This is a genomic window from Achromobacter sp. SLBN-14 (assembly GCF_006715415.1).
Lineage (GTDB): Bacteria > Pseudomonadota > Gammaproteobacteria > Burkholderiales > Burkholderiaceae_B > Achromobacter > Achromobacter mucicolens.
Genome location: NZ_VFNE01000001.1, coordinates 1,711,436 through 1,735,030, shown reverse-complemented (window position 1 = coordinate 1,735,030; position 23,595 = coordinate 1,711,436). Strand labels below are relative to the sequence as shown.

At 60.4% G+C, this 23,595-nt stretch carries 19 protein-coding genes and 1 tRNA gene; 14 read left to right on the top strand and 6 right to left on the bottom strand.

Annotated elements, in window-relative coordinates:
* Window positions 1-206: 206 nt before the first annotated feature.
* Window positions 207-686, top strand: a complete 480-nt coding sequence (gene nrdR / locus FBY20_RS07970; RefSeq protein WP_056327845.1) for a transcriptional regulator NrdR — start codon at window positions 207-209, stop codon at window positions 684-686.
* On the opposite strand, the gene FBY20_RS07965 is transcribed toward nrdR, so the two are convergent.
* Together FBY20_RS07965 and FBY20_RS07960 are read right to left on the bottom strand one after the other, a co-directional pair.
* On the bottom strand, window positions 683-1,642 hold the full coding sequence (locus FBY20_RS07965; protein WP_056327846.1) for a GlxA family transcriptional regulator: 960 nt from the start codon (window positions 1,640-1,642) through the stop codon (window positions 683-685). The genes nrdR and FBY20_RS07965 overlap by 4 nt on opposite strands.
* A 20-nt stretch (window positions 1,643-1,662) precedes the next feature.
* Window positions 1,663-2,226, bottom strand: coding sequence for a cysteine hydrolase family protein (locus tag FBY20_RS07960; protein WP_142051290.1), 564 nt, complete (start codon window positions 2,224-2,226; stop codon window positions 1,663-1,665).
* 176 nt (window positions 2,227-2,402) lie between these two features.
* On the opposite strand from FBY20_RS07960, the gene ribD reads away from it, so the two are divergent.
* The 5 genes from ribD to FBY20_RS07935 all read left to right on the top strand — a co-directional run bounded on the left by ribD (window position 2,403) and on the right by FBY20_RS07935 (window position 9,270).
* Window positions 2,403-3,554 (top strand): bifunctional diaminohydroxyphosphoribosylaminopyrimidine deaminase/5-amino-6-(5-phosphoribosylamino)uracil reductase RibD, encoded by a 1,152-nt coding sequence (gene ribD / locus FBY20_RS07955; protein ID WP_174245393.1) that lies wholly within the window; start codon window positions 2,403-2,405, stop codon window positions 3,552-3,554.
* Window positions 3,555-4,295: 741 nt separating this feature from the next.
* Window positions 4,296-6,212, top strand: a complete 1,917-nt coding sequence (locus FBY20_RS07950) for a PrkA family serine protein kinase (RefSeq protein WP_370458365.1) — start codon at window positions 4,296-4,298, stop codon at window positions 6,210-6,212.
* 12 nt (window positions 6,213-6,224) lie between these two features.
* Complete coding sequence (locus FBY20_RS07945) at window positions 6,225-7,484, top strand: YeaH/YhbH family protein (protein ID WP_142051287.1); 1,260 nt, start codon at window positions 6,225-6,227, stop codon at window positions 7,482-7,484.
* Window positions 7,481-9,034: a SpoVR family protein gene (locus FBY20_RS07940; RefSeq protein WP_162256811.1), complete on the top strand. Its 1,554-nt coding sequence runs from the start codon at window positions 7,481-7,483 to the stop codon at window positions 9,032-9,034. Before FBY20_RS07945 ends, FBY20_RS07940 begins: the two co-directional genes overlap by 4 nt.
* Window positions 9,035-9,179: 145 nt before the next feature.
* A tRNA-Ser gene (locus FBY20_RS07935) sits at window positions 9,180-9,270 on the top strand.
* Window positions 9,271-9,414: 144 nt separating this feature from the next.
* On the opposite strand, the gene FBY20_RS07930 is transcribed toward FBY20_RS07935, so the two are convergent.
* A complete protein-coding gene (locus FBY20_RS07930; protein WP_186350993.1) occupies window positions 9,415-10,209 on the bottom strand; it encodes a hydrolase or metal-binding protein in 795 nt (264 codons plus the stop codon).
* A gap of 66 nt (window positions 10,210-10,275) precedes the next feature.
* Between FBY20_RS07930 and FBY20_RS07925 the strand changes: the two genes are divergently transcribed.
* A protein-coding gene (locus tag FBY20_RS07925; protein ID WP_142051284.1) for an IS3 family transposase occupies window positions 10,276-11,363 on the top strand; the annotation gives its coding sequence in 2 pieces (ribosomal slippage) (window positions 10,276-10,528 and window positions 10,528-11,363; 1,089 coding nt in all).
* A 231-nt stretch (window positions 11,364-11,594) separates the two neighbouring features.
* On the opposite strand, the gene FBY20_RS07920 is transcribed toward FBY20_RS07925, so the two are convergent.
* Both FBY20_RS07920 and FBY20_RS07915 read right to left on the bottom strand, forming a co-directional pair.
* Window positions 11,595-12,446: a DNA adenine methylase gene (locus FBY20_RS07920; protein WP_142051280.1), complete on the bottom strand. Its 852-nt coding sequence runs from the start codon at window positions 12,444-12,446 to the stop codon at window positions 11,595-11,597.
* Between the two features lie 60 nt (window positions 12,447-12,506).
* Entirely contained in the window at window positions 12,507-13,754 is a 1,248-nt protein-coding gene (locus FBY20_RS07915; protein ID WP_142051277.1) for a hypothetical protein, read from the bottom strand.
* A 292-nt stretch (window positions 13,755-14,046) separates the two neighbouring features.
* Between FBY20_RS07915 and FBY20_RS28095 the strand changes: the two genes are divergently transcribed.
* The 6 genes from FBY20_RS28095 to FBY20_RS07885 all read left to right on the top strand — a co-directional run bounded on the left by FBY20_RS28095 (window position 14,047) and on the right by FBY20_RS07885 (window position 22,027).
* Window positions 14,047-14,190, top strand: a complete 144-nt coding sequence (locus tag FBY20_RS28095; RefSeq protein WP_142055848.1) for an integrase core domain-containing protein — start codon at window positions 14,047-14,049, stop codon at window positions 14,188-14,190.
* 239 nt (window positions 14,191-14,429) lie between these two features.
* Window positions 14,430-17,309 (top strand): RNA 2'-phosphotransferase, encoded by a 2,880-nt coding sequence (locus tag FBY20_RS07905; protein WP_160144395.1) that lies wholly within the window; start codon window positions 14,430-14,432, stop codon window positions 17,307-17,309.
* Between the two features lie 409 nt (window positions 17,310-17,718).
* Window positions 17,719-18,651 (top strand): LysR substrate-binding domain-containing protein, encoded by a 933-nt coding sequence (locus FBY20_RS07900; protein ID WP_142051272.1) that lies wholly within the window; start codon window positions 17,719-17,721, stop codon window positions 18,649-18,651.
* Between the two features lie 194 nt (window positions 18,652-18,845).
* Window positions 18,846-19,784, top strand: coding sequence for a hydroxymethylglutaryl-CoA lyase (locus FBY20_RS07895; protein ID WP_142051269.1), 939 nt, complete (start codon window positions 18,846-18,848; stop codon window positions 19,782-19,784).
* A gap of 29 nt (window positions 19,785-19,813) precedes the next feature.
* A complete protein-coding gene (locus FBY20_RS07890) occupies window positions 19,814-20,992 on the top strand; it encodes a CaiB/BaiF CoA-transferase family protein (protein ID WP_142051266.1) in 1,179 nt (392 codons plus the stop codon).
* A gap of 69 nt (window positions 20,993-21,061) precedes the next feature.
* Window positions 21,062-22,027, top strand: a complete 966-nt coding sequence (locus tag FBY20_RS07885; RefSeq protein ID WP_142051263.1) for a tripartite tricarboxylate transporter substrate binding protein — start codon at window positions 21,062-21,064, stop codon at window positions 22,025-22,027.
* Window positions 22,028-22,176: 149 nt separating this feature from the next.
* Here the strand turns inward: FBY20_RS07885 and FBY20_RS07880 are convergent, their stop codons facing one another.
* On the bottom strand, window positions 22,177-22,404 hold the full coding sequence (locus FBY20_RS07880) for a hypothetical protein (protein ID WP_056327865.1): 228 nt from the start codon (window positions 22,402-22,404) through the stop codon (window positions 22,177-22,179).
* A gap of 221 nt (window positions 22,405-22,625) precedes the next feature.
* Here FBY20_RS07880 and FBY20_RS07875 point away from each other — a divergent pair, with 221 nt between their 5' ends.
* A complete protein-coding gene (locus tag FBY20_RS07875) occupies window positions 22,626-23,555 on the top strand; it encodes a hypothetical protein (RefSeq protein WP_142051260.1) in 930 nt (309 codons plus the stop codon).
* Window positions 23,556-23,595: the final 40 nt, after the last annotated feature.

The following is a 23,595-nucleotide window of genomic DNA, read 5'->3' as shown; positions in this document are numbered from 1 at the left end:
GGCGCGGCCACGCCGCGAACGGGAATCGGGCAAAGGGACGGTTTCGCAAGACGCCGTCCCTTGTTCTTTTTGGGCATGCAGGCGGCGTCCTGCCTGGCAATCGGCCAAGCGGCCGCGGCAGGGCAGTCGTCCGAATTGACGCTTTGCATCATGCCCGTCGTTACAATATGCTCAATTATTGCCACCAGCGCCTTTAGGGATCACACATGCGGTGTCCATTTTGCGGCAATGCCGAAACGCAGGTTGTCGACAGCCGGGTCTCCGAAGAGGGCGACGCCATCCGCCGTCGCCGCCGCTGCCTGTCCTGTGACAAGCGGTTCACCACCTACGAACGGGTGGAGCTTGCCATGCCGTCGATCGTCAAGCGCAATGGCAGCCGCAGCGAATACGATCCCGTCAAGCTGCGCGCAAGCCTGAGCCTTGCGCTGCGCAAACGCCCCGTCAGCACGGAGGACGTGGATGCCGCCGTCGCCCGGATCGAAGAGCAATTGCTGGCCAGCGGCCAGCGCGAGGTGCCGTCCGAACACATCGGCGAGCTCGTCATGAACGAGCTGCGCAAGCTGGACAAGGTGGCCTACGTGCGTTTCGCCTCGGTCTACAAAAGCTTCGAGGACATCGGTGAATTCGTCGAAGCCATCCGCGAGATGCAGGGCCCGCTGCTGCCGGGCAAGTTGCGCAAGGACTAGCCAGGCGCCCCGCGCATCAGGCTGGGCGTCAGCGGCTGGAATTTGCGCCACACGCGGCGCATGTGCTGCGCCGATCCAAATCCCGACTTCTCCGCCACGCGTTCCAGGTCCAGCCGGGTGTCGCGCAGCAGGTCGCGAGCCAGCGCCACGCGGATCTGATACAGGTAATCCATCGGCGTGCACCCCGCGTGCTCGCGAAACAGGCGCGTCAGGTGCCGGGCACTGGTGTGCGCCTGGTCCGCCAGCGACTGGGCCGACCAGGGGGCGGCGGGATCGCGGATGACGGCATCCTGCACCCGGTGTACGCCCGGATGCATATGGCTGCGATGGTCCAGCCACGGCGACAAGGCCGAGTCCGAGCCGGCGCGGCGCTGGTAGACAACCATGTCGCGCGCCGCCTCGCTGGCCACGCGCGGGCCGCAATGGCGCGCCACCATGTGCAGCGCCAGATCGATCCCCGCCGTGATGCCAGCGCTGCTGACGAGGTTTCCGTCTTCGACGAAGATGCGGTTGTCCAGCAGGCGCGCGGTGGGATCAAGGGCGGCGAGCTCTTCCAGGCAGGTGTGGTGGGTGGTGCATTCGCGCTGCCGCGTCAGCCCCGCCGCGGCCGCGAACAGCGCGCCCGCGCAGACCGTCATCAAGGTGAAGCCGTCGGCCGGATGCCGGGCAGCCAGCCACGCCACGATGGCGCGCGCGTCCTCATCGTCCAGGCGCGTGTGCTTGCCCACCACGCCCGAGACGATGACCAGCGCGTTTGCCGGCAGCACGGCCGGCAGGGGCTGCAAGCGCGCCAGGTGCAGGCCGGGAATGCCGCTTTCGACGTCGCGGGAGGGGCTGCAGAAATGCTGGGTGAATGTGCCCGGGCACAGCTTGTTGGCCACGCGGAAGGCCTCCGCCGGACCGGCGAGGTCCAGGAGGACGATGCCGCGCGGCACCACGAAGTACACCGGAACCATCTGCGCCTCCCGCCTGCGCGTTACACGGCCAGCGCGTCGGCGGCGCGGACGATGCGGGCAAAACGGCCTTGCAGCACCAGCTCGGTCCGATCGCGGATCTCGGCCGGCGTGTAGGTCCTGCCCGACGGGCTTTGCATCGCGAAGGTCAGCGTGGCGTCAGTCGGAAAGACCACCTTGAAGCCGGCATCGCTGGCATGGCGCGACGTGGTTTCGCAGCATTGTTCGGTGCGGATACCAGCCACGATGATGCCTTCGATGCCGTGCTTGAGCAGCCAGTCGTGCAACGTGGCGCCGGTTTCATCCTTCGCGTAGAGCGACGAATGGACCGTCTTGTGGAACACCGCGGTCGGAGCAATACGCAGTTCCTTCAACGTCTTGACGTGTCCGGAGGCGAGCGAAAAGGGGTTCGCGGGATCATCGGACGGGCTGGTGTGAAACACCTGCAGCACTGGAATGTCCTGGGCCTGGGCGCCGTCGATCAGGGCCTGAATCTGCGAAATGAACGCCGGATACTCCGATTCGTCCCAAAACGGACGTTGGCGGAAAGAGTCTTGTACGTCGATAACGATAAGTGCCTGTTTCATTTCCGGGCCTCCTGGCCAAGGATTCAAGGGGTACGGCGCTATTTTTACTCCGAACCGGCTCGGCGGCGAGCGCGATCCGAGACTACGTACGGCCCAAAACGGACATCCGCTTCTTGGCGCGGCGGCACGGGGGCAAAGCCGGGCGGGACGGCGCCGGCGGACATACAATCGCCGGCATGGACATTTCCCGCGACTCCGACGACCTCTTCTGGATGCGACGCGCGCTGGCGCTGGCGCAGACCGTCATGACGACCACCGCGCCCAACCCCCGGGTCGGCTGCGTCATCGTGCGTGACGGCCGCGTGCTGGGCGAGGGCGCGACGCAGCCGCCAGGCGGCCCGCATGCCGAAATCTGCGCGCTGCGCGATGCGCAGTCGCGTGGCGAGTCGGTGGCAGGTTCCACGTTGTACGTCACGCTGGAGCCCTGCAGCCATTTCGGCCGCACGCCGCCTTGCGTGGATGCGGTACTGGCGGCGCGGCCGGCGCGCGTGGTGGTCGCAATGGGCGATCCGAATCCGCTGGTGAACGGCCAGGGGCTGGCGCGCCTGCGCGACGCCGGCATCGCGGTGACGACGGGCGTATGCCGCGAAGAGGCGCTGGCGGTGAACGCCGGCTTCATCTCGCGCATGAGCCGCAGCCTGCCGTGGGTGTGGATGAAGATGGCGGCGTCGCTGGACGGCCGCAGCGCGCTGCATAACGGCATGTCGCAATGGATCACGGGTCCTGAGGCGCGCGCCGACGGGCACCGCTGGCGCGCGCGCAGTTGTGTCGTCCTGACGGGCATGGGCACGGTGCAGAAGGACGATCCGCAACTGAACGTGCGCGACGTCCAGACGCCGCGCCAGCCGCGCAAGGCCGTCGTGGACGGCCGTTTCGAGATCCCCGAAACCGCGCGGCTTTTCGACGGTGCGCAAGTCATCGTGTTCACCGCGCGCGAGGACGCCGCAAAGGCCGCGCGCCTGGCGGACAAGAACGCGCGTGTCGTGTGCTTGCCCGGGACGGAACCGGGCCGCGTCGATCTGCCCGCGATGATGCGCTGGATGGCTGCCGAGCAGTTCAACGAGGTCCACGTCGAGGCTGGCGCGGGCCTGAGCGGCGCGCTGGTTTCCGCCGGCTGCGTCGACGAACTGCTGCTGTATCTGGCGCCGGTGCTGCTGGGCGACGCGGCCGGCATGGTGCGCCTGCCGATGCTGGAACATCTGGACGCCGCGCGGCGTTATGAATTCACCGATGCCGTGCGCGTGGGTGCGGATCTACGCGTTCGCGCGCGTGTCGCCGGCACGTGGCGCCAATTGATGGAAAGCGTGGCGCTGCCCGCGCTGTCGTAGCAAAACCGCTGCTAGCACTCCGGGCGTTCGGCTGCCAATCCTCGTAGAGCCGCGCGCTGCCTGCGTCTCGGCGGCGCGGCGCTGCCGATGTGAAGTGCCGTATTGCATGACCGGCATCGACATGCGCGGCGTCAATCGTGTTTCGCGTGATTACGCTCACGCGCAATTCGCACAAAATGAATTGCCACGAGACGGTCACAGGCTTAGCATAAGACGCATGACTTGGCGCTACGCGCTCACGGACCCCCCGCACAGCCGCCGCGCGCCCTCGTCACCACGGATTCCCGTGCCGCGAATCGGCGCAGTTCAACACCGACCGGCACGACACTGAACGAAGACGCAAAGCGCCGTTCAGCACGTTCGCTGCGATCGCATGGCGGACGCTTCGGGTTTATCCCCGGCTCATAAGAATCCATTGGATATCGCTCATTCCGTCATTTCATTGCCGAGCATTTCATGTGCGGCTGCGTCGGGCACGCTATATGCGGCTCTATGCTGAAAACGACTGAGCGAACTTGCTCACCAACGTTGCAATCCCTGACGGAACTTGTATCCGAGGGGTGCAGCCTAAACAGAAAGGGTCCGATCGTGCTTATGGTTGATGTGTGGCGAAAGCAACATAACGACCTGCCGAAAACGCCGACAGCGAAGTTGTTTAGTAATTCGCAGGCGCTGATGCACAATGGGCATGTAGGGACGTATTGAATTTTTCGCGTGTTGTAGGAGGTTTCCGTGCAAAACATCGTCGAAGGCTTCAAGTCGCAGTATGCAAGAGAGCAGGAATCGGAGCTCTCGCTCGAGGAGTATCTGAACCTCGCCAAGCGCGATCCCATGGCCTACGCCAGCCCCGCTGAGCGCATGTTGGCCGCGATCGGCGAACCTGAGATCGTGGATACGCGCAACGACCCACGTCTTTCCCGTTTGTTTTCCAACCGGACCATCCGACGCTATCCGGCGTTCCAGGAGTTCTACGGCATGGAGGACGTGATCGGACAGATCGTCGCGTTCTTCAAGCATGCCGCGCAGGGACTGGAGGAGCGCAAGCAAATCCTCTATCTGCTCGGGCCGGTGGGCGGCGGCAAGTCGTCCATCGCGGAACGGCTCAAGGCGTTGATGGAAAGTTTTCCGATCTACGCCCTGAAGGGATCGCCGGTCAACGAATCGCCGCTCGGGTTGTTTCATCCCGAACGGTTCGGCGACATGCTCGAAAAGGAATACGGCATTCCGAAGCGCTACCTGACCGGCATCATGTCGCCGTGGGCAGTCAAGCGCCTGAAGGAATTCGACGGCGACATCTCGAAGTTTCGCGTCGTGCGCCTGAACCCTTCGGTGCTGCGCCAGATCGCCATCGCCAAGACCGAGCCGGGCGACGAGAACAACCAGGACATTTCGTCGCTGGTGGGCAAGGTGGATATCCGCAAGCTCGATCGCCATTCGCAGGACGACCCCGACGCCTACAGTTACTCGGGCGGGTTGTGCCTGGCGAACCAGGGGCTGCTCGAGTTCGTGGAAATGTTCAAGGCGCCGATCAAGATGCTGCATCCGCTGTTGACGGCCACCCAGGAAGGCAACTTCAAGGGCACGGAAGGCTTCTCGGCCATCCCGTTCAACGGCACGATCCTGGCGCACTCGAACGAATCCGAGTGGCAGACCTTCCGCAACAACAAGCACAACGAGGCGTTCCTTGACCGTATCTATATCGTCAAGGTGCCTTACTGCCTGCAGGTTTCCGAAGAGGTCCGCATCTACGAGAAGCTGCTGCATCACAGCTCGCTGTCCGAAGCGCCGTGCGCGCCCGGAACGCTGGACATGATGGCGCAGTTCTCGGTGCTGACGCGCCTGAAGGAGCCCGAGAATTCCAGCATCTATTCCAAGCTGCGGGTCTACGACGGCGAAAGCCTGAAGGATGTCGATCCCAAGGCCAAGGCGCTGCAGGAATACAAGGACTATGCGGGCACAGACGAAGGCATGACCGGGGTCTCAACGCGTTTCGCGTACAAGATCCTGTCCAGCGTCTTCAATTACGACCAGACCGAAGTGGCCGCCAATCCGGTGCATCTGATGTACGTGCTGGAGCAACGCATCGGCCGCGAAGACTATCCCGACGAGATCCGCCGGCGCTACCTGGAGTTCATCAAGGGCTTCCTCGCGCCGCGCTACGCGGAGTTCATCGGCAAGGAGATCCAGACCGCCTACCTGGAGTCCTACTCCGAGTACGGCCAGAACATCTTCGACCGCTACGTGACGTTTGCCGACTGCTGGATCCAGGACGAGGAATTCCGCGATCCTGAAACCGGCGAAAGCTTCGACCGCAGCGCGCTGAACGATGAGCTGGAAAAGATCGAGAAGCCGGCGGGCATCGCCAATCCGAAGGACTTCCGTAACGAGATCGTTAACTTCGTGCTGCGGGCGCGCGCCAACAACAGCGGCCGCAATCCGAACTGGACCAGCTATGAAAAGCTGCGCGAAGTGATCGAGAAGAAGATGTTCTCGAACACGGAAGACCTGCTGCCGGTGATTTCGTTCAACGCCAAGGCCTCGGCCGAGGACAAGTCGAAACACCAGAGCTTCGTCGACCGGATGGTGGAGAAGGGCTACACGGAAAAGCAGGTCAGGCTGCTGTGCGAGTGGTATCTCCGTGTGAGGAAGTCTTCCTGAGCGAGGTGAATCATGAATTCACTGATCGATCGCCGTCTTAACGGTCGCAACAAGAGCGCCGTTAACCGGGAGCGCTTTCTTCGGCGTTACAAGGATCAGATCCGCAAGGCGGTGCACGGGATGATCCGTGACCGCTCGATCCAGGATATGGATCAAGGCGGTGAGATCAACCTGCCCGCTCGCGATATCTCCGAGCCGACGTTCCGGCACGGCGCGGGCGGCGACCGCGAGATGGTGCATCCGGGCAATCGCGAATTCGCCAAGGGCGACACCTTCGACCGGCCGCAGGGCGGGCAGGGCGAGGGCGGGTCCGAGCCGGGTGAAGGCGAGTCGGTGGACCAGTTCACCTTCAGCCTGTCGCGCGCCGAATTCCTGAACCTCTTTTTCGAGGATCTGGAATTGCCGCACCTGGCGCGCAACCAGCTTGGCGAGGTCAGCCAGAAGAAGTGGCAGCGCGCCGGCTACACGACCACGGGCTCGCCCAGCACGCTCAGCATCAGCCGCACGCTGAAGTCGTCGCTGGCGCGGCGCGTGTCGCTCGGCGTGAAGGCGCGCGCCGACCTCGAAGACGCGGAAAAGGCGCTGGAAGAGGCCAAGGCGGCGGGCGCGCCCGCGGCGCGCCTGCGCGAACTGGAACAGGACGTCGAGGACTGCCGTGAGCGCCTGGCGCGTGTACCGTTCCTGGACGACCTGGACCTGCGCTATCGCAATCGCGTGTCGGTCGCCATCCCCATGGCGCGCGCGGTCATGTTCTGCCTGATGGACGTGTCCGGCTCCATGGACGAGGGCAAGAAGGATCTCGCCAAGCGTTTCTTCACGCTGCTTTATCTCTTCCTGTCGCGCAAGTACGAACACGTCGACCTGGTTTTCATCCGTCATACCGACAACGCCGAGGAAGTCGACGAACACACCTTCTTCTACGACCCCAAGAGCGGCGGCACGATCGTGCTGTCGGCGCTGGAGCTGATGCGCGAGATCCTGGAAAAGCGCTATCCGCCGGCCGCATGGAACGTCTATGCGGCGCAGGCCAGCGACGGCGACTCGTTTGGCGCCGACGCGGGCAAGAGCGCGCGATTCCTGGCCGAGCATCTGCTGCCCTCGACGCGCTACTTCGCCTACATTGAAATTCCCGACTCGCAAGAGGCTCGCAAGAGCAGCCTGTGGGCCGAGTACGAACAGAAACTGGAACCGCATTTCGTCATGCGGCGCATCTGCGACCGCGGCGAGATCTTTCCCGTGTTCCACGACCTGTTCAAGAAGGAGACCGCATGAACGCCAACATGGGTGCTCTCGCGGAGCCGGGGTCGGGCGGTGCCACCGTGCCGATCTCGCAGGGTTCCGAATGGACGTTCGAACTGATCCAGACCTATGACGACGCGATCTCGCAGATCGCCCGCGAATACGGCCTGGACACCTATCCGAACCAGATCGAGGTCATCACCTCGGAACAGATGCTGGATGCCTACGCATCGGCGGGCTTGCCCATCGGCTATCCCCACTGGTCCTACGGCAAGGAGTTCATCCGCAACGAGCAGTTCTATCGCCGCGGCATGCAAGGGCTGGCGTACGAAATCGTCATCAATTCCAACCCGTGCATCTCCTATCTGATGGAAGAGAATTCCATGCCGATGCAGGCGCTCGTGATTGCGCACGCCTGCTACGGGCACAATTCCTTCTTCAAGGGCAACTACCTGTTCCGGCAATGGACGGACGCCGATGGTGTGCTGGACTACCTGGTCTTCGCGCGCAAGTACGTGATGGACTGCGAAGACCGCTACGGCATCGACGCCGTGGAGTCTTTGCTGGACTCCTGCCATGCGCTGTCGCACCACGGGGTGGACCGCTACAAGCGGCCGGCGCCGGTCTCGTACAAGGAAGAGGCGACCCGCCAGGCCGAGCGCGAAGAACACGCGCGCCTGCAATACAACGACCTGTGGCGCACGCTGCCGCGGATCGAGGCGGACAAGGACACCCGCGTTGCGGCAACCGTGTTTCCGCCCGAGCCCGAGGAAAACCTGCTGTACTTCATCGAGAAGTACTCGCCCAAGCTGGCGCCGTGGCAGAAGGAATTGGTGCGCATCGTGCGCAAGGTCGCGCAGTACTTCTATCCGCAGACCCAGACCAAGGTCATGAACGAAGGCTGGGCCACGTTCTGGCACTACACCATCCTGAACCGCCTGCATGACAAGGGGTTGGTGAACGATGGCTTCATGATGGAGTTCCTGCAAAGCCACACCAACGTCGTCAGCCAGCGCGGCTTTGACGAGCGCGGCTATGGCGGCATCAACCCCTATGCGCTGGGCTTTGCGATGATGTCGGACATCCGCCGCATCTGCGAAGCGCCCACGCCCGAGGATCGCCGCTGGTTCCCGGACATTGCGGGCGGCGACTGGCTGAAGACGCTGGACTTCGCCATGCGCAACTTCAAGGACGAATCCTTCATCTCGCAGTACCTGTCGCCGCGTCTGATCCGCGAGTTCCGCTTCTTCGCCATCTCGGACCATCAGGCCAACCCCAAGCTGGAAGTGGCCGCGATCCACGACGACGAAGGCTACCGCGACATTCGCCGCCTGCTTGCCGCGCAGCACAACCGCGACAACCAGGTGCCCGACATCCAGGTCATCCGCTTCAACCGCGACACCGACCGCTCGCTGGTGCTGCGCCACCTGAAAAGCCGCGGCCGACCGCTGGCGGGCGAAGACGCCGAACAGGTCATGAAGCACCTGGCCCGCCTGTGGGGATTCCGCGTCCGGCTGGAAGAGACCGAACCGGACGGCACGATCAGCTCCTACCGGGAGCAGGACCCACCGGCGTCGAAGTAAAGCCGTTGGCAGGGGAAGGGACGCGCGTAGTGCGTCCCTTTTTATATGGCCGCTTGCTGTGTGGCCGCGCATTCTGCTAGAATCGCGGATTCGCATTTTCAGCAGCGTCTTTTAGCAGCACCAAAAGGCCCCTGAAGATGCAGTAGGACAGGTGGCCGAGCGGTTGAAGGCGCACGCCTGGAAAGCGTGTATACGTCAAAAGCGTATCGGGGGTTCGAATCCCCCTCTGTCCGCCAGGAATACTTCCGAGCAAGTCCAGGAAAGTCCAGAAACCCCGTAGAATCAAGCGTCTACGGGGTTTTTTCTTTCCGGGCGGGTCCAGCGGGGTCCATTGCCATCCAGGCGAAATGGGGGTAGGTTTGGGGGTATAGCCCGAAGCCTCAGATCCAGGTACCCCCAATTCCGCTCACCGACCTCCAGATCCGCAAGGAAAAGCCCACAGACAAGCCACGCAACCCGAGCCGAGCTGCCTTCTTGTCCAGTGCGTCCTGATCGAAACCAGCTTCCCGCCGCTGGGCGTCAAGCCGCTGTGCGTCCCGGATAGCTTCTGCCAACGTCATGCCATAGCCGATGACCAGATCAACGTAATAGATGGCAGTGCGAAGGCTCTGGGTGGTGGACTTACCGCGCAGGCGCAGTTCGAGGGGCATGCAGGCCAGCAGGCCGCCCGAGACAGCGTGGAAATAGCGCATGCGGGCTGCTAGTGTCCTGATCGAGTTGTACGAAGTCGTTCTGAGTACGAAGGTGCCCAGTTCGTCCTGATCGCCAATGACGACGTACAAACGCCCGTAGGGTTTGCACTCCCGGTTGTGAAAGCCGCAGTTGTCCGGCGTGTAGCAGGGCATGGTCTGCATTCCTTCGTCGGTGTCTCGCCGGCAGGTTTCGCCGTCGCCAATGCAGATCGGGCGACCGTCTCCCCGGTCGAAGTACGAGTACTCGGCGCGCAGGTTCAGGTCGGGGTCGTTGAAGGGGAGCAGGATGTCAATGGAACGAAGCTTGTCGCCGCCATGTTGCTTGCGCTGGGCTTCGTCTTGCGGGTGGAGCAGCCAGCCGTCGCGGGTCTGCACTTGGGTGGTGATGGTGAATTGATCGTCTTTCTCGGGAAGCCGCTTGCCGTTCTTCTCGACAATACGGCCAATGGAAATTCGCCCAACCACGGGCGGGCTGATCGCCAAGCGGTAATCCCCCCGAAAAAGCGATGAGGTCAGAAGTAGAATTTTCTCGTTGAGGAGATCTACCGCATGAAGAAGTCGAGATTTACGGATAGCCAGATCATCGAAGCCATCAAGCGCGTGGAGGCTGGTCTTGCCGTTCCTGAGTTGTGCCGGGATCTGGGCATCAGCTCGGCCACGTTCTACAAATGGCGTTCCAAGTACGGCGGCATGGACGTATCGCTGATGGCGCGCATGAAGGAACTGGAGGCCGAGAACGCTCGGCTGCGCAAGATGTACGTCGAGGAGAAGCTCAAGGCCGAGATCGTGACGGAGGCGCTAGAAAAAAAGTGGTGAGGCCATCTCGCCGCCGCGAGATGGCCCAACGTGCCGTGCAGGATCGCGGCGTATCGATTCGGATGGCCTGCGAGGCGTTTAGTGTCAGCCAGACTTGTTATCGGTACGTCGCCAAGAAGGACGCCGAGAACGAGGAGATCGCCAACTGGCTACTACGTCTGACCGACAACCACCGCAACTGGGGCTTTGGTCTGTGCTTCCTGTATCTGCGCAATGTTCGAGGCTTCGGCTGGAACCATAAGCGTGTGTACCGGATCTATCGAGAGCTCGAACTGAACCTGCGGATCAAGCCGCGCAAACGGCTCGTTCGGCAGACGCCTGAGCCACTGACCGTGCCGACCAACGTGAACCAGGTCTGGTCGATGGACTTCATGCATGACCAGCTTGCCGATGGGCGCAGCATTCGCGTATTCAACGTGATCGACGACTTCAACCGCGAGGCACTGGGCATTGAGGTGGACTTCTCGCTGCCGTCCGAGCGCGTGATCCGCACGCTCAAGCAGATCATCGGCTGGCGGGGAAAGCCCTTAGCCATTCGGTGCGATAACGGACCCGAATACCTGAGCGCGGCAATTGTCGAGTGGGCCAGGGCATGGGGCATAAAGCTCGAATATATCCAGCCGGGCAAGCCACAACAGAATGCCTACGTCGAACGGTTCAACAGGACCGTGCGCTACGAATGGCTGTCCCAATATCACTGGGAGGATCTGGACCACGTACAGCGCATCGCCACGCAGTGGATGTGGTCCTACAATCACGAACGCCCAAATATGGCTCTGGGTGGATTTACCCCAAAACAGCGGTTAGCCATGGCCGCGTAGCCTTCCTATTTCTGGCAATCGCTAAAAATGGGGGGGATTACCCAAACAAAGGGTGGTGGGATGCCCATTGGAACAAGCTCAAAAAATGGGGGTATTACGTGAGTGGGCCATCTGTCACTCTGACGAGACAGCCGCATTCATCGCTGCTTTCGAGGCCGCGGTGACGATGACAGCCCGTCGAATTGTGCCTTGATTTACAGTCGCGGTTCGCGCATGTAATCAGACTCTTGGTCAAGCTGCCAGAACATCGGCTGCTTCTGGGGCAAACAGGCTTGGTTTAAGTACCAGCAACTCTACGCCAGTTCGTTTAACTTGGGCGTAGTAGGTTAAACGTTTCGTTGTCGTCGGGAGCCCAGCGTAAAGGGCTCTTATCTCTGGTGCGTTGTCATACGTCAACATCCAAGGCCGCCGGAGCTTGCGAATCGTCTGCGCAAGACACTTGTGATCTTCATGTTGATAAAAGCTGCAGTACAGTTCTGGGCCCTTTTGGTAGTATGGCGGATCGATGTTGATGAGCGATCGCTTGGGTAACGTTTTAACAGTCGAGGAAAGGTAGCTATTGGCATCCTCTCGAGTCAAAGTAATCTGGTCTTTGTAGAGCGCGATACGGCGAATCTTGTCTATCAAATCCTGTTTCTTGAAACGGCAGTCGAGCTTCCAGTCGCCAGCCTGCGCTAGTCCACCGATTACACCCGCTTTCAAAATGCCCGAGCGGTTGGTGCGGTTCAGAAAGAATGTGGAGAATCCTAATTTGAGAGATTTTTCACTCGCAGATGTCTGTAAGCTGCGCTGCCTATGCCACTCGTCAATCGTGACGTCAGTGGTCACAATTTTGTCGCACAACTCGTCCGTGCGGTTCAATACGCAATGCCAGAAGGCGTGGATCGCCGGGTCGATGTCGTTGATCCACACTTCTGACGCATATCCATCAAATAGCAGCTTCCAGGCGACACCAGCCCCACCAGCAAAGGGCTCCACATAAGTGCCTCCCAACAGATCGTTGGCCCGCATGAGCTCGATCACGAACGGTGCAAGCTGGGACTTGCCTCCCGGGTAGCGGAGAGGGGTATGGTTGACAGGCATATGAACAGGATCTGTGAGAGGCAGAGACTTTAGCCAAAACGTACGCGCTTGGCCAGCTTGTCAGCGGATGGCGTCCAGCATCAGTGTGAAACCTTCTTCCAGATCCGTCCAGCCTCTGCGCAATTCGGTTAGAACAGGTGTCGTGCCACCATGGATGTAGGTGCCGAGCGTGCCTGGTGATAAGTAGTGCTGAGCGTTGCTCGATAGGGTACGCCAAATCTGGAAGACGCTTTTTGAAGCACCCGCCTTCTGTTCCATGTGAGTCGCACAGCGTCCGATAACGGGAGCCAGATCTCCGATGTCACCAAGGCCGTGCTTCTTTGCATACGCCCTGCACACACGCTCCATGAGCAGACGCAAGAGGGCAGCAGCCGCGAATGTGTACTTCGAAGCGTCTATGTCACGCAGCTCGTCGAAGACTCGCTTGGTCGTATGATCGCTGACGTGGACTGCATAACCAGTACGAACGACCCGCGTGCCTAGATCAGGGCTTCTGTTGTTCCGTCTAGGCGTGGGGTTGCCGTCAGTCGCCGCGTTTGAGTCTGGCGTCGTTTTCGCGGGTGAGGCGATCTTGTCCGATGGGGAGTAAGCGTCAGGCAGCTTACTGGCTGGTGAGTGGCCCGAGGCAATGAGGCTTCGCCCGTAATCCGCGCGTTCAGGGGCTTTCGAGCGTGAATGTACTTCGCCAGACAGAACATCCTCCAGGAAGCGGGATAGAGCGAGATCGAACTCGGATTTCTCTACGTTAACAAGAAATTCGCTCGGACTGGTCAAGCCAAGGGCACTTCTAACGACCGGGTTAGTAAGGTATCGAGTAACGGTTGTTAGCGCGATGCTGGCTCGCTGTTCGTTGGTGATGATTCCCGTGTCTACCGAGTAGTCCAGAACAGCCAGCGCTAATGAGTTGGGTCTGGCGATGTTGGTAAGACTGTTCTTAAATCGACTGGACTGAGATGAGTTCCAGCTTTTTGTGCCAATGCCGTTTTGTTGGCCACCGTGCTTGAGAGCAATCCACTGGTTGGCGAGGTCACGGCTGGGGAAGACAGCTACCTCGAGGCTTCGAGGTAACGTGGGCTTACGGTCAGCAAGCTTCTTAAAAGCTTTCCGGTCAGTCGTAGGGGCTTTCGCTGGATCCCGGAGCAGTTTCAGGGAGCATAGGCGGCGATTGCCCTCAACCATCACGAAATGGCCATCTAGGACGGGGTGACGGATCGCAGCTAGGCGCTCTAGCGGGCTCAAGCCTCGTTCGCAGATATCGGTTGCAAGCGGCAGGATTTGTTCGCCTCTTACAAGTTGCTCGATGATCAAGGGTTCGTCTTCAGTCACGTCGTGCCGAGGGTTGTGCGAGTCAAGGTGCAAGCGCGACAAAAGTACTGTCTGCTGTATGAACGGTTTTGATGCCACGATTTCTCCTCAGCAAGATGAGTGTAACTATAAGTGAATCTTGGCTAGAGGTGGTGATATAAACCTATGTTGGAGCAGGGTGTCGGATGGCGGGGGCAGGCTTTTACCCATCGGTGCGATATAGGTCGGGAGTATCTGAGCACGGCTATCGTCGAGTGGACTGTGGACTGTGGCCTGGGGCATCAGGCTCGAATAGATCCAGCCCGGCAAGCCGCAGCAGAATGCTTGCGTCGAGCGGTTCAACAGGACCGTTCGCTACGAATGCTGTCCCGGCATCATTGGAACGATCTGGATCACGTTCAGGTGTCGCTACGCAGTGGATGTGGTCCTGCAATCATGAGCGCCTGAATATGGCCCTGGGTGGATTTATTCCAAAACAGCGGCTGTCAATGGCCGCGCGTAGCGGTCCTACTTCTGGCAATCGTTAAGAATGGGGCTGCAAAATAAGCAAAAGATGATAGATGTCGTGCTTATCGCATTCGGGTCTAAACCGGTGATTGACTAGTTGGCGGCAATGTTTATTTATCGATAATGAGGTGGCCTCTCAATTGGTGGCCCTTTCTACAAGCGCAGAAAAAAATGATTTATTCGGATGACTTAACCAAAGCATTGCAAGAATGGTCGCCATCACTAGCAGAGTCGCTCAGTTCTCTGGCATATCTTGGCTCCGAATCCGCAACGAAGTGGCTAGCTAACTCTGCCGAAAAAGTAGACTTTGAGAAACTTTTTTTCGCTGACGGGCATAAAGTGGTAGCTCATCTTTGGAAACAGGTGCTTGACAGAAAAGTCGTCGCCCCAGCCCCTTGCCTGCTTCTCATGCTAGAGCACCTAAGAAAACACCCCTGTGTTGCTGCCGAGTCGTTGCTGCGCTTCAAACTAACATTCTCAAAATCGCTTGCCAATATTGCGTTTCGAGCAGCTGAATCATTGCATAAAGATGCGAGGTATAGCTACGCAGACGATGAAATCGACGTGGCAATTTCGAGATTCAGGTCTGCTCTTTCTGAATTTAGATTTTCTATCGAAAGCAAGCAAATTTCCGATAGTACAAGGCGTATAGCAACAGGCATGTACGCAACAGCGGTTGCAATGATTGGTCGATGGGTTAGCGTAGCGCCTGAGGCTATCACAAGAGCGTTAACCTATTCACATGAATCAATGGGGCTTGGCAATCTGGAGCCTGAAACCTTCAACTATCGAATGGAGTTGCTGGTTTTACAGTTCGATCAGACAGGAAATTCTGATTTGCTGATGGAAGCGCTTGGTTTGGTAGCGGCTCACAAAAATATCGCTAAAGGGTCAGAACTAGCTGAAGCAGAGGCTCGTTTTCGGCTAGCATTGCTAGCTGATCCGGGGACAAGAGTAGCTAGACGTTATTTTAATAGCGCAAAAAGAAAGCTTGCGGAGATAAATTTCAGAAGCTCCGCTGAGGAGACTCGGCAGCAGGCTCTTTCGACCTTAATTACACTAAGTGAGCAAGGGCCGTATATTGTTCCTGCTAGATCGGCCGCAATACCTAGAGGGTTACTGATTCTGATGGCTAAAGAGCCATCCGTAGACCTATGGCGCTATATTAGAACAGCCGTTGGCGATCTCGAGAGGCTTCGGGCGACGCGACACACTGCGCCATCAGCTGTACTTAGCGCCCGGTTGCTGCGCCAAATGGTTAATGGGCCTGCTGAACTGCTTCGCCAAGAAGATATATCTTTGTATGTGGACGTTACTCATTGGCTATCCGAGCGATCAACATGGAATAGACATTCCCAATGGGAAGCAGGTGCTTCAGCGCTATCAGCAGCAAAACGAACTGGAAACTTAGAGTTGGCACTCTTAGCCCAGAAAAAATTTCATGCCCTTGCAGTTGATCACTCGGCCTGGCCGCTTCCTCGCATCGGCATTGCGCGAGTTAATGACTACCTTGCCTCACTTCCAAATAGCGCGGTTTCTCCGAGTACGGATAGCTGGCGTGAGGCTGCAACGCTCGCCTTGAAAACGTCCGCTTATGGCAGGTCGAATTTGGGAGGCCGGAATGAGGTGTTCGCTGTAGCGGATGCAAAGGGTTTTCTTTCGGAGACGTTCGTCTTTAAACGAACTACCAGAGCCAAAGCAGAGCATGAGGCGGCGATGCTCAGGCTGCTGAGAGAAGAAATTTCTCAACTCGACTGCGGTAGCAAATTCGAGGTGCCGAGATCACTAGCAATCGTTGAAGTTGCTTCGGGAGACGAACGACAGTGGGTTCATGTTTCCCAAAGAGCTGCGGGAAGACTAGTTAGCGAATTGTCGGAGGAAGAGGCGTCCCAATTTCTGAAGCCAATTGTGGAGTTGCTTGCCGTCTTTCATCGTGTTGCCGGCACGCCTCCTGCGGGTAAGTCAGCTTGGAAAACAATTAAAGAGCATCTTAAGCTTTGGTTAAAAACATTATTCGAACCAGAGCGTTCAATTGATTTTCTAAATTCATTGCGACAACTCTTTCCAGCCAACCTCCCGCTTGTACGGAAGAGAGACGGTCACGCGTCAAATTGGCTAGTTGATCCTGCAGGACGAATCGTAGCTATCGATCTTGAGTCCAGTGAATTCGTCCCAATTGGATTTGATGTCGCTCAGCTGATAGAGGACAACGCTCTAATTACTGCCAACACTGACGGTTGGTTCACACGAATGGCGGTTTTCGAGCGATATCTAAGTCTGATGTCGGTCGACATTAGCACTATTGACGCAAGTGCAGCGTATCAGTGGTTTGCTCTCACTCGGGCGCTTCGCCTAGGAACGGAGAGAGAAGCAAGCAAGCAATTGCGCCGTCATGCCCGCGATTTGTGTGCTTTGTTAGTGGAGGTAGGCAACTTGCAATTTAAAACAGCTGCCAAGGAACTCCTCTTTGCACTGTCTAGGATTGAGCAGCCGGATGCTACGACATACGGTCCCAGTCACGACCATCGACGCCTGAGCAAGTCAATGGCGTATTTGCTACGCCATAAAGGTCCCTCACATGGCATTACCATTGATAAAGCAGGATTTGCAACTATCGAAGCTCTGGCACTTGGGCTAAATGCTGATTCTAGCCAAATATTGGCAGTTGCGGAACATCCCGGCGAACCGAGATTCGAAATTCGTGAGGGCAATATCCGAGCCCTTTACGGGCACTCTCTGGATGTGGTTGTCGACGATGGCATTCACATCGGAACGCCTTCTGCGCTGTTCCACGGGTCCACTTGGTCAGCTTTAGACTTGATCGTAAAGAACGGATTAAAACCGATGGAGCGGCGCATGGTGCATCTTACAAACACGACTGCAGAAGCGTCCTCCGTGGGAGGAAGAAAAGGGGAGGCTATAGTTCTAGGAATCGATATTCGTGAAGATGAGGAGGTCGTCGCTGAAGGAATCTGGGTGGTGCCAGATGTATCCCCTGAACGACTTACCATCGTAAACATCTATTCCGAAGAATCCGGCGCAGCACGATAATTCAGTAATGACCTAGTATCATTAGGATTGCCTGTATCACGTTAAACGTGTCGCTACGCATTGGGTACGGTCTTAAATTATGGGCGCTCGAATACCGTCCTGGGTAAATTTACCTCCAAACAGCGGCTGTCCATGGCCGCGCAGCGTTCCTACTTCTGGAAATCGTTAAAAATGTGGGATCACCGTCCAGCCTCATCCAGCGGAAGCTAAGGCTGTTGGGGGTAGTTATTGGGGGTATTCCTCGTTGGCGCAAGTGAGGAGAGCCAGGCTTTTTGCTGCTTTCCAGCAACAATAGGAATGCCCCTCTGCGAATACCGGCAAGGCCTCACCGGCCAGCCAATAAAAGCCCCGATTTCCCAGAAATCGGGGCTTTTTGCATTTCCGGGAATCGTTACGGTACGCTCCTGCCATGACTTTCGACTCGCCGATTCGATCATCCGCGCCTCGCCTGGATCTCTACAGCCTGCAGGTCTTTGTGGCCGTGGTCGAAGAAGGCAGCATTGCGGCGGCCGCCACGCGTGAGCACATTGCGCCTTCGGCGCTGAGCAAGCGGTTATCTGAATTGGAACGCATCCTGGATGTGGCGCTGATCACTCGGCATGCTCGCGGGGTGGAAGCGACGGGCGCGGGGCACGCGTTGGCGCGGCATGCGCGGGCGCTGCTGCATCAGGCACGCGGCCTCACGGACGAGATCCGGGATTTTTCGTCGGGCGTGCGCGGGCACGTGCGCATTGCGGCCAACCTGTCTTCCATCACGCAGTTTCTGCCGGAAGATCTGCAGCGCTTTCTGGCTCTGCATCCCGGCGTGCAGATCGATCTTGAGGAAAACGTCAGTTCGGCGGTGACGCGCGCGGTGCAGGAGAACGTGAGCGACATCGGCATCTACACCCAGACCGACGACGACAGCGGGCTGCAGAGTTTTCCGTACCGGCGCGATGTGATGACGCTGGTGGTCAACCGGTCTCATCCGCTTGCCGCGCGCGAGCGCGTGGCGTTTGCCGACACGTTGGAATACGACCATGTTGGCATGCACCGGGGCAGCGCCGCGAACTACCTGTTCACGCGCGAGGCGGCGGCCATCAATCGGACGGTGCGGCTGCGGTTCCAGGTCACCTCGTACGATGCGCTGGTGTCGATGGTGCGCCGGGAACTGGGCATCGGCATCGTGCCCGTGGAGGCCCTGTCCCTCTTCGATTGCGGCGATCTTAGGATTATCCCTTTGACGGACGTGTGGGCGCGTCGCCAGCTCAAATTGTGCGTGCGCAGCAATGAACCCCTGTCCGGCGCCGCCCGGCTGCTGGTGGAACACCTGCTGCAAGAGGCCGCCGCCTCCGGCAATTGAGGCAGGTCTTTGCGGATTAGGACCCGGATGTTGCGCAGCAAAATCCGGACGGCCAACGCAGGCGCCGCCGCGAGCAGCCATCGCCAATGGCGATGCCCCGCTGAAGATTCGCGATTTGTGCCGTGGCGGATGACCTCGGAAGATGACGCCTCAAGCCCATGGACCGCCCGCCGCGCGGGCGCGAGGAGACAGAAGTGAGCCTTCCAAGCCGAGTGCAGATCGTGGAGGTGGGCCTGCGGGACGGGCTGCAAAGCGAGCCCGAGTTCGTGCCCACCGACACCAAGGCTGCCATCCTGAACGAATTGATTGCCGCCGGCGTGCGGCACATCGAGGCGACCTCGTTCGTGTCGCCCCGTGCCGTGCCGCAGATGCGCGACGCCGCGGAACTGCTGGCGCTGGCGGACAAGCGGCCTGGCGTGGTGTTGAGCGCGCTGGCGCCGAACCCGCGCGGCGTTGAACGCGCGCTGGCATCGCGTGCCGATGAAGTCGTGGTGTTCCTGTCGGCCAGCGAAAGCCACAACAGAAAGAACCTGAACCGGTCCGTGGAGCAATCGCTGCGCGACATCGAGGACGTGGCGGCGCTGTTAAAGGGCCAACCGATGCGGCGCAAGGGCGCCATCGCGGTGGCCTTCGGTTGTCCATTCGAAGGCGATATCGATATCGCCACGTTAAAGACCATCGTGGCCGAGTTTGCCCGCCTGGATTTCGACGCAGTCACGCTGGGCGACACGACGGGCATGGCGACGCCGCGGCTCGTGCGCGAGACGGTCGACGCGCTGCGCGCCGCGTTTCCGGCCATGGATTTTTCCCTGCACTTTCACAACACGCGCGGCCTCGGGCTGGTGAATGTGGTCGAGGGCCTGCACGCGGGCATCACGTCCTTTGAATCGTCGCTGGGCGGCTTGGGCGGCTGCCCGTTTGCGCCGGGGGCGACGGGAAATGTCTGTACCGAAGATACGGTCAATCTGCTGCACGAGATGGACATCGAGACGGGCATTGACCTGGCGGCGCTGATCCAGGCGTCGCGGCATCTTGAAGCGGTGATGAAGCGCCCGTTGTCCGGCCAGGTGATGAAGGCCGGGCCGCGTCTTGCCTTGCACGATTACGACGGCGCCGTGGCCGCCGTCGGCTGATTTCAGAAATCCTAGATTCAAAATAACCCATGCCTTTATCCGGATTCCGCATTCTGGACCTGACCCGCATCATCTCGGGCCCGTTCTGCACGTCTCTGCTTGCCGACATGGGCGCAGAGGTCATCAAGATCGAGACGCCGGGCGAAGGCGACCCGGTGCGCGCCCAGGGCGTGATACGCGACGGCCTGAGCTGGTACTTCGCCAACTACAACCGCAACAAGAAATCCGTCACGCTCGACCTGTACAGCGAGGAGGGCAAGGCAGTGCTGCGGCGCCTGATCGCCGAATGCGATGTGATCGTCGAGAACTACCGCCCGGGCGTCATGCAGAAGATGGGCCTGGGCGACGAGGCGCTCAAGGCGCTCAAGCCCGACATCATCCATTGCAGCATCAACGGCTTTGGCACGACGGGGCCTTATCGCGACCGGCCGGCCTTCGATTTCATCGCGCAGGCGATGAGCGGGTTCATGAGCCTGAATGGCGCGGAAAACCAGCCGCCCATGCGCGCGGGTCCGCCCATCAGCGATCTGGTGGCCGGCATGAATGGCGCGCTTGGCATCGTGGCGGCGCTGCTGCGCCGCGAGCGCACCGGCCAGGGCGACAGCGTCAGCGTGAGCCTCCTGGGCAGCATGATCGGCCTCTTGAGCTTTCAGGCGTCGAACTATTTTGCCGACGGCCGGCTGCCGGCGCGCACGGGCAACGATCACGGCATCGCGTCGCCCTACGGGCTGTTCGAGACGGCCGACGGGCAGGTCGCCATCGCGCCCAGCAACGACGTCGTTTATCACAAGCTGCTGGACGCGCTGGAGCTGTCCGAGCTGCGCGCCGACCCGCGCTATGCGACGAACGCGGATCGCATGCGCAACCGTGGCGCGATCACCGAGGCCATCCAGACGCGCACGCGTCAGCACACCAGCGCCCACTGGATCGAACGGCTGAACCGGTTCGGCGTGCCATGCGGCCAGGTGCTGAACCTGCAGGAAGTGTTCGAGGATCCCCAGGTGCAGGACCAGCGCATGGCCATCGACGTGCCGCACGGCGGCCACGGCGACGTGCGTATGCTGGGTTTCCCGATCAAGTTTGCGCAGGCCGAAGCCCGGCCCGTGCAACCGGCGCCCGCGCTGGGCGCCGATACACGCGATGTGCTGCTGCAGTTGGGTTTTGCGCAGGACGACATTCTTGGATTGCAGGAACGCGGCGTCATCTGAACGCGCCGCGGCAGGACCACCAAGGCGACACCGCCTGCCTATAAAGCAATAACGACGGAGACACATCACATGCTACGCAATCTTCTGCTTTCAGCTTGCGTGCTGGGCGTCGCGGCAGGCGCCCACGCCCAGGAGTCCTACCCGAATCAGCCCATCCGCATCATCGTTCCGTTCACGCCGGGCGGCGGCACGGACTTCCTGTCCCGCACAGTGGCCGCCAAACTGGGCGAGACCACCAAATGGAACGTGGTGGCCGAGAACCGGCCGGGCGCGGGCGGCACCATCGGCATCGGCGCGGCCGCGCGCGCCAAGCCGGACGGCTACGAGATCGTCATGGGGCAGGTCGACAACCTGGCGGTTGCGCCTTCCATCTACAGCAAGCTTTCGTACGACCCGGTCAAGGACTTTGCGCCGATCGGCATCGTGGGCGAAGCGCCGCTGGTCATCGTGGCCGGAAAATCCAGTCCCTATCAGACCTTGCAGGCGCTGATCGAAGCGGCCCGCAAGGCGCCCGGCGCGGTCAACTACGGGTCGCCCGGCGCCGGCACCATCACGCACCTGGCTGCCGAACTGCTTCAGCAGCGGGCGGACATCAAGCTGTTGCATGTGCCGTACAAGGGGTCGGGGCCGGCCATGGCCGACCTGCTGGGCGGACAGGTGCCGGTGATCTTCACGTCGATCCCGTCGGCAGCGCCGCAGCTCAAGGCCGGCAGCGCCGTCGCGCTGGCCGTGACCTCGCCGCAGCGCAGCCCGGTGCTGCCCGACGTGCCGACGGTGGCGGAACTGGGGTATCCGAACTTCGACGTGCGGGTCTGGTATGGCTTGCTGGCGCCGGCCAAGACGCCCAAGCCCATCATCCAGACGCTGAACACGGAACTGAACAAGGTGCTGGCGTTGCCGGCGATGCAGGAGGCCTTGGCCGCTCAGGGCGCGCAGGCCATGCCCACGACGCCGGAGCAGTTCGCCGCGACCATCAAGCAGGATTACCAGAAGTGGAAGCCTGTGATCGAGGGCGCGAAAGTCAAGCTGGATTGAGGGCTGGAAGCTGGGCGCGGCAAGCATGCCGCGCTTAGGCTCTCCCATGGGGATTCATCGAAAGCCCGGCTTCCAAGATCACGAATTTGCTCTCACCGTAAGTAAAACCGCCGGCTGGATGCCGGCGGTGGTCGGGTGACGGCTGCGCGTCAAGGCTTGGGCGTGTCGTACGACGTATCCAGCACGTCGTCTTCTGGCGTGATGACGCCGGGCTCGCCGGGTTCGGCAATGGCGCGTCCGCGCCGCGGCATGCCGGCCACGACCTTGCTTTCATCGGGCATGGGCAGGGTTTCGGTGCCCTTGCGCGGGTCGGTGTGAGGTTTTTGTTCGTCAGCGGCCTTGGACGCGGCGTTCGGATCGGGAGAGGTTTTCAACATGGCGATTGCTCCGACTGCGCGCATGCCAGGATGGCGATGCGCCTGGACATGGATCTATCTTAGAACCGCCGCCGCGGGCAGGCTGCGTTCTGGATGTCACGATTGCAAGGGGCTGTTGCAGGACAACGGCCCCCAAACTTGCCACACTGCATCCTTATAATCCTCACCTTCCCGCCCGCCTTGCGCGCGCCGACACCCACACTTCCTTTTCCTCGCCTGCCTTGACCGAATCCGTCGAACGCTCCGTTCATGCTGAACTCGTTGCCGTGCTGGTGGCCGTCACCAACGGCGAGCCGCGCGTGCTGACCACGGACGATGCGCGCGCGTTGCCGGCCGGACCGTTCGAGCTGTCGCATCGCTCGCTGCAGGCAGGTTTGCGAGACTGGGTGGAAGCGCAGACGCACCATCCGCTGGGCTATGTCGAGCAGCTTTATACGTTCGCGGACGGCGACCGCTCCGATGAGTCGGGCGGGCGCGTCATTTCGGTCAGCTATCTGGGCCTGACGCGCGAGGCGGGCGAAACGGGCGTTGCGCAGGTCGGATGGCAGGACTGGTATCGCTATTTTCCGTGGGAGGACCGGCGCGCCGGCACTCCCGCGCTGGTGGATGAGGTGATCGTGCCGCGCCTGTCGGCCTGGTGCGAGGACAGTGCGGACGCCTCGGTCCGCGCGCGCCGCCATCAACGCGCAGCCATTACGTTCGGCCTGGACGGCGCCGCGTGGAACGAAGACATGGTGCTGCAACGCTACGAACTGCTGTTCGAAGCCGGGCTGGTGCCCGAGGCGGCGCGGCGCACCGGGGGCCAGGCCGCAGCGCCGGGGCAGCCGATGCGTCACGACCACCGGCGCATCCTGGCCACTGGCATCGCGCGCTTGCGCGCCAAGATCAAGTACCGGCCAGTGGTGTTCGAACTGATGCCGGACGAATTCACGCTGTTGCAGTTGCAGATGGCGGTCGAGGCGCTGGCGGGGCGGGGTCTGCACAAGCAGAACTTTCGCCGCTTCATCGAGCAGCAGGACTTGGTGGAAGAGACCGGCGCGATGGCGACCGGGACGGCCGGACGGCCTGCCAAGCTTTTCCGGTTCCGCCGGGATGTCCTGCTGGAGCGCGCCATTGCAGGCAGCAAGCTGCCGGTCTCGCGTGTCGTTTGACGCTTGACAAGGCTTATACTCATATTTAGCATAAGTGTTG

What these genes read in the sequence shown, in the direction of transcription:
- nrdR (WP_056327845.1), top strand. Translation starts at nt 207, where the DNA reads ATGCGGTGTCCATTTTGCGGCAATGCCGAAACGCAGGTTGTCGACAGC.
- FBY20_RS07965 (WP_056327846.1), bottom strand. Translation starts at nt 1,642, where the DNA reads ATGGTTCCGGTGTACTTCGTGGTGCCGCGCGGCATCGTCCTCCTGGAC.
- FBY20_RS07960 (WP_142051290.1), bottom strand. Translation starts at nt 2,226, where the DNA reads ATGAAACAGGCACTTATCGTTATCGACGTACAAGACTCTTTCCGCCAA.
- ribD (WP_174245393.1), top strand. Translation starts at nt 2,403, where the DNA reads ATGGACATTTCCCGCGACTCCGACGACCTCTTCTGGATGCGACGCGCG.
- FBY20_RS07945 (WP_142051287.1), top strand. Translation starts at nt 6,225, where the DNA reads ATGAATTCACTGATCGATCGCCGTCTTAACGGTCGCAACAAGAGCGCC.
- FBY20_RS07940 (WP_162256811.1), top strand. Translation starts at nt 7,481, where the DNA reads ATGAACGCCAACATGGGTGCTCTCGCGGAGCCGGGGTCGGGCGGTGCC.
- FBY20_RS07920 (WP_142051280.1), bottom strand. Translation starts at nt 12,446, where the DNA reads ATGCCTGTCAACCATACCCCTCTCCGCTACCCGGGAGGCAAGTCCCAG.
- FBY20_RS07905 (WP_160144395.1), top strand. Translation starts at nt 14,430, where the DNA reads ATGATTTATTCGGATGACTTAACCAAAGCATTGCAAGAATGGTCGCCA.
- FBY20_RS07900 (WP_142051272.1), top strand. Translation starts at nt 17,719, where the DNA reads ATGACTTTCGACTCGCCGATTCGATCATCCGCGCCTCGCCTGGATCTC.
- FBY20_RS07890 (WP_142051266.1), top strand. Translation starts at nt 19,814, where the DNA reads ATGCCTTTATCCGGATTCCGCATTCTGGACCTGACCCGCATCATCTCG.
- FBY20_RS07885 (WP_142051263.1), top strand. Translation starts at nt 21,062, where the DNA reads ATGCTACGCAATCTTCTGCTTTCAGCTTGCGTGCTGGGCGTCGCGGCA.
- FBY20_RS07880 (WP_056327865.1), bottom strand. Translation starts at nt 22,404, where the DNA reads ATGTTGAAAACCTCTCCCGATCCGAACGCCGCGTCCAAGGCCGCTGAC.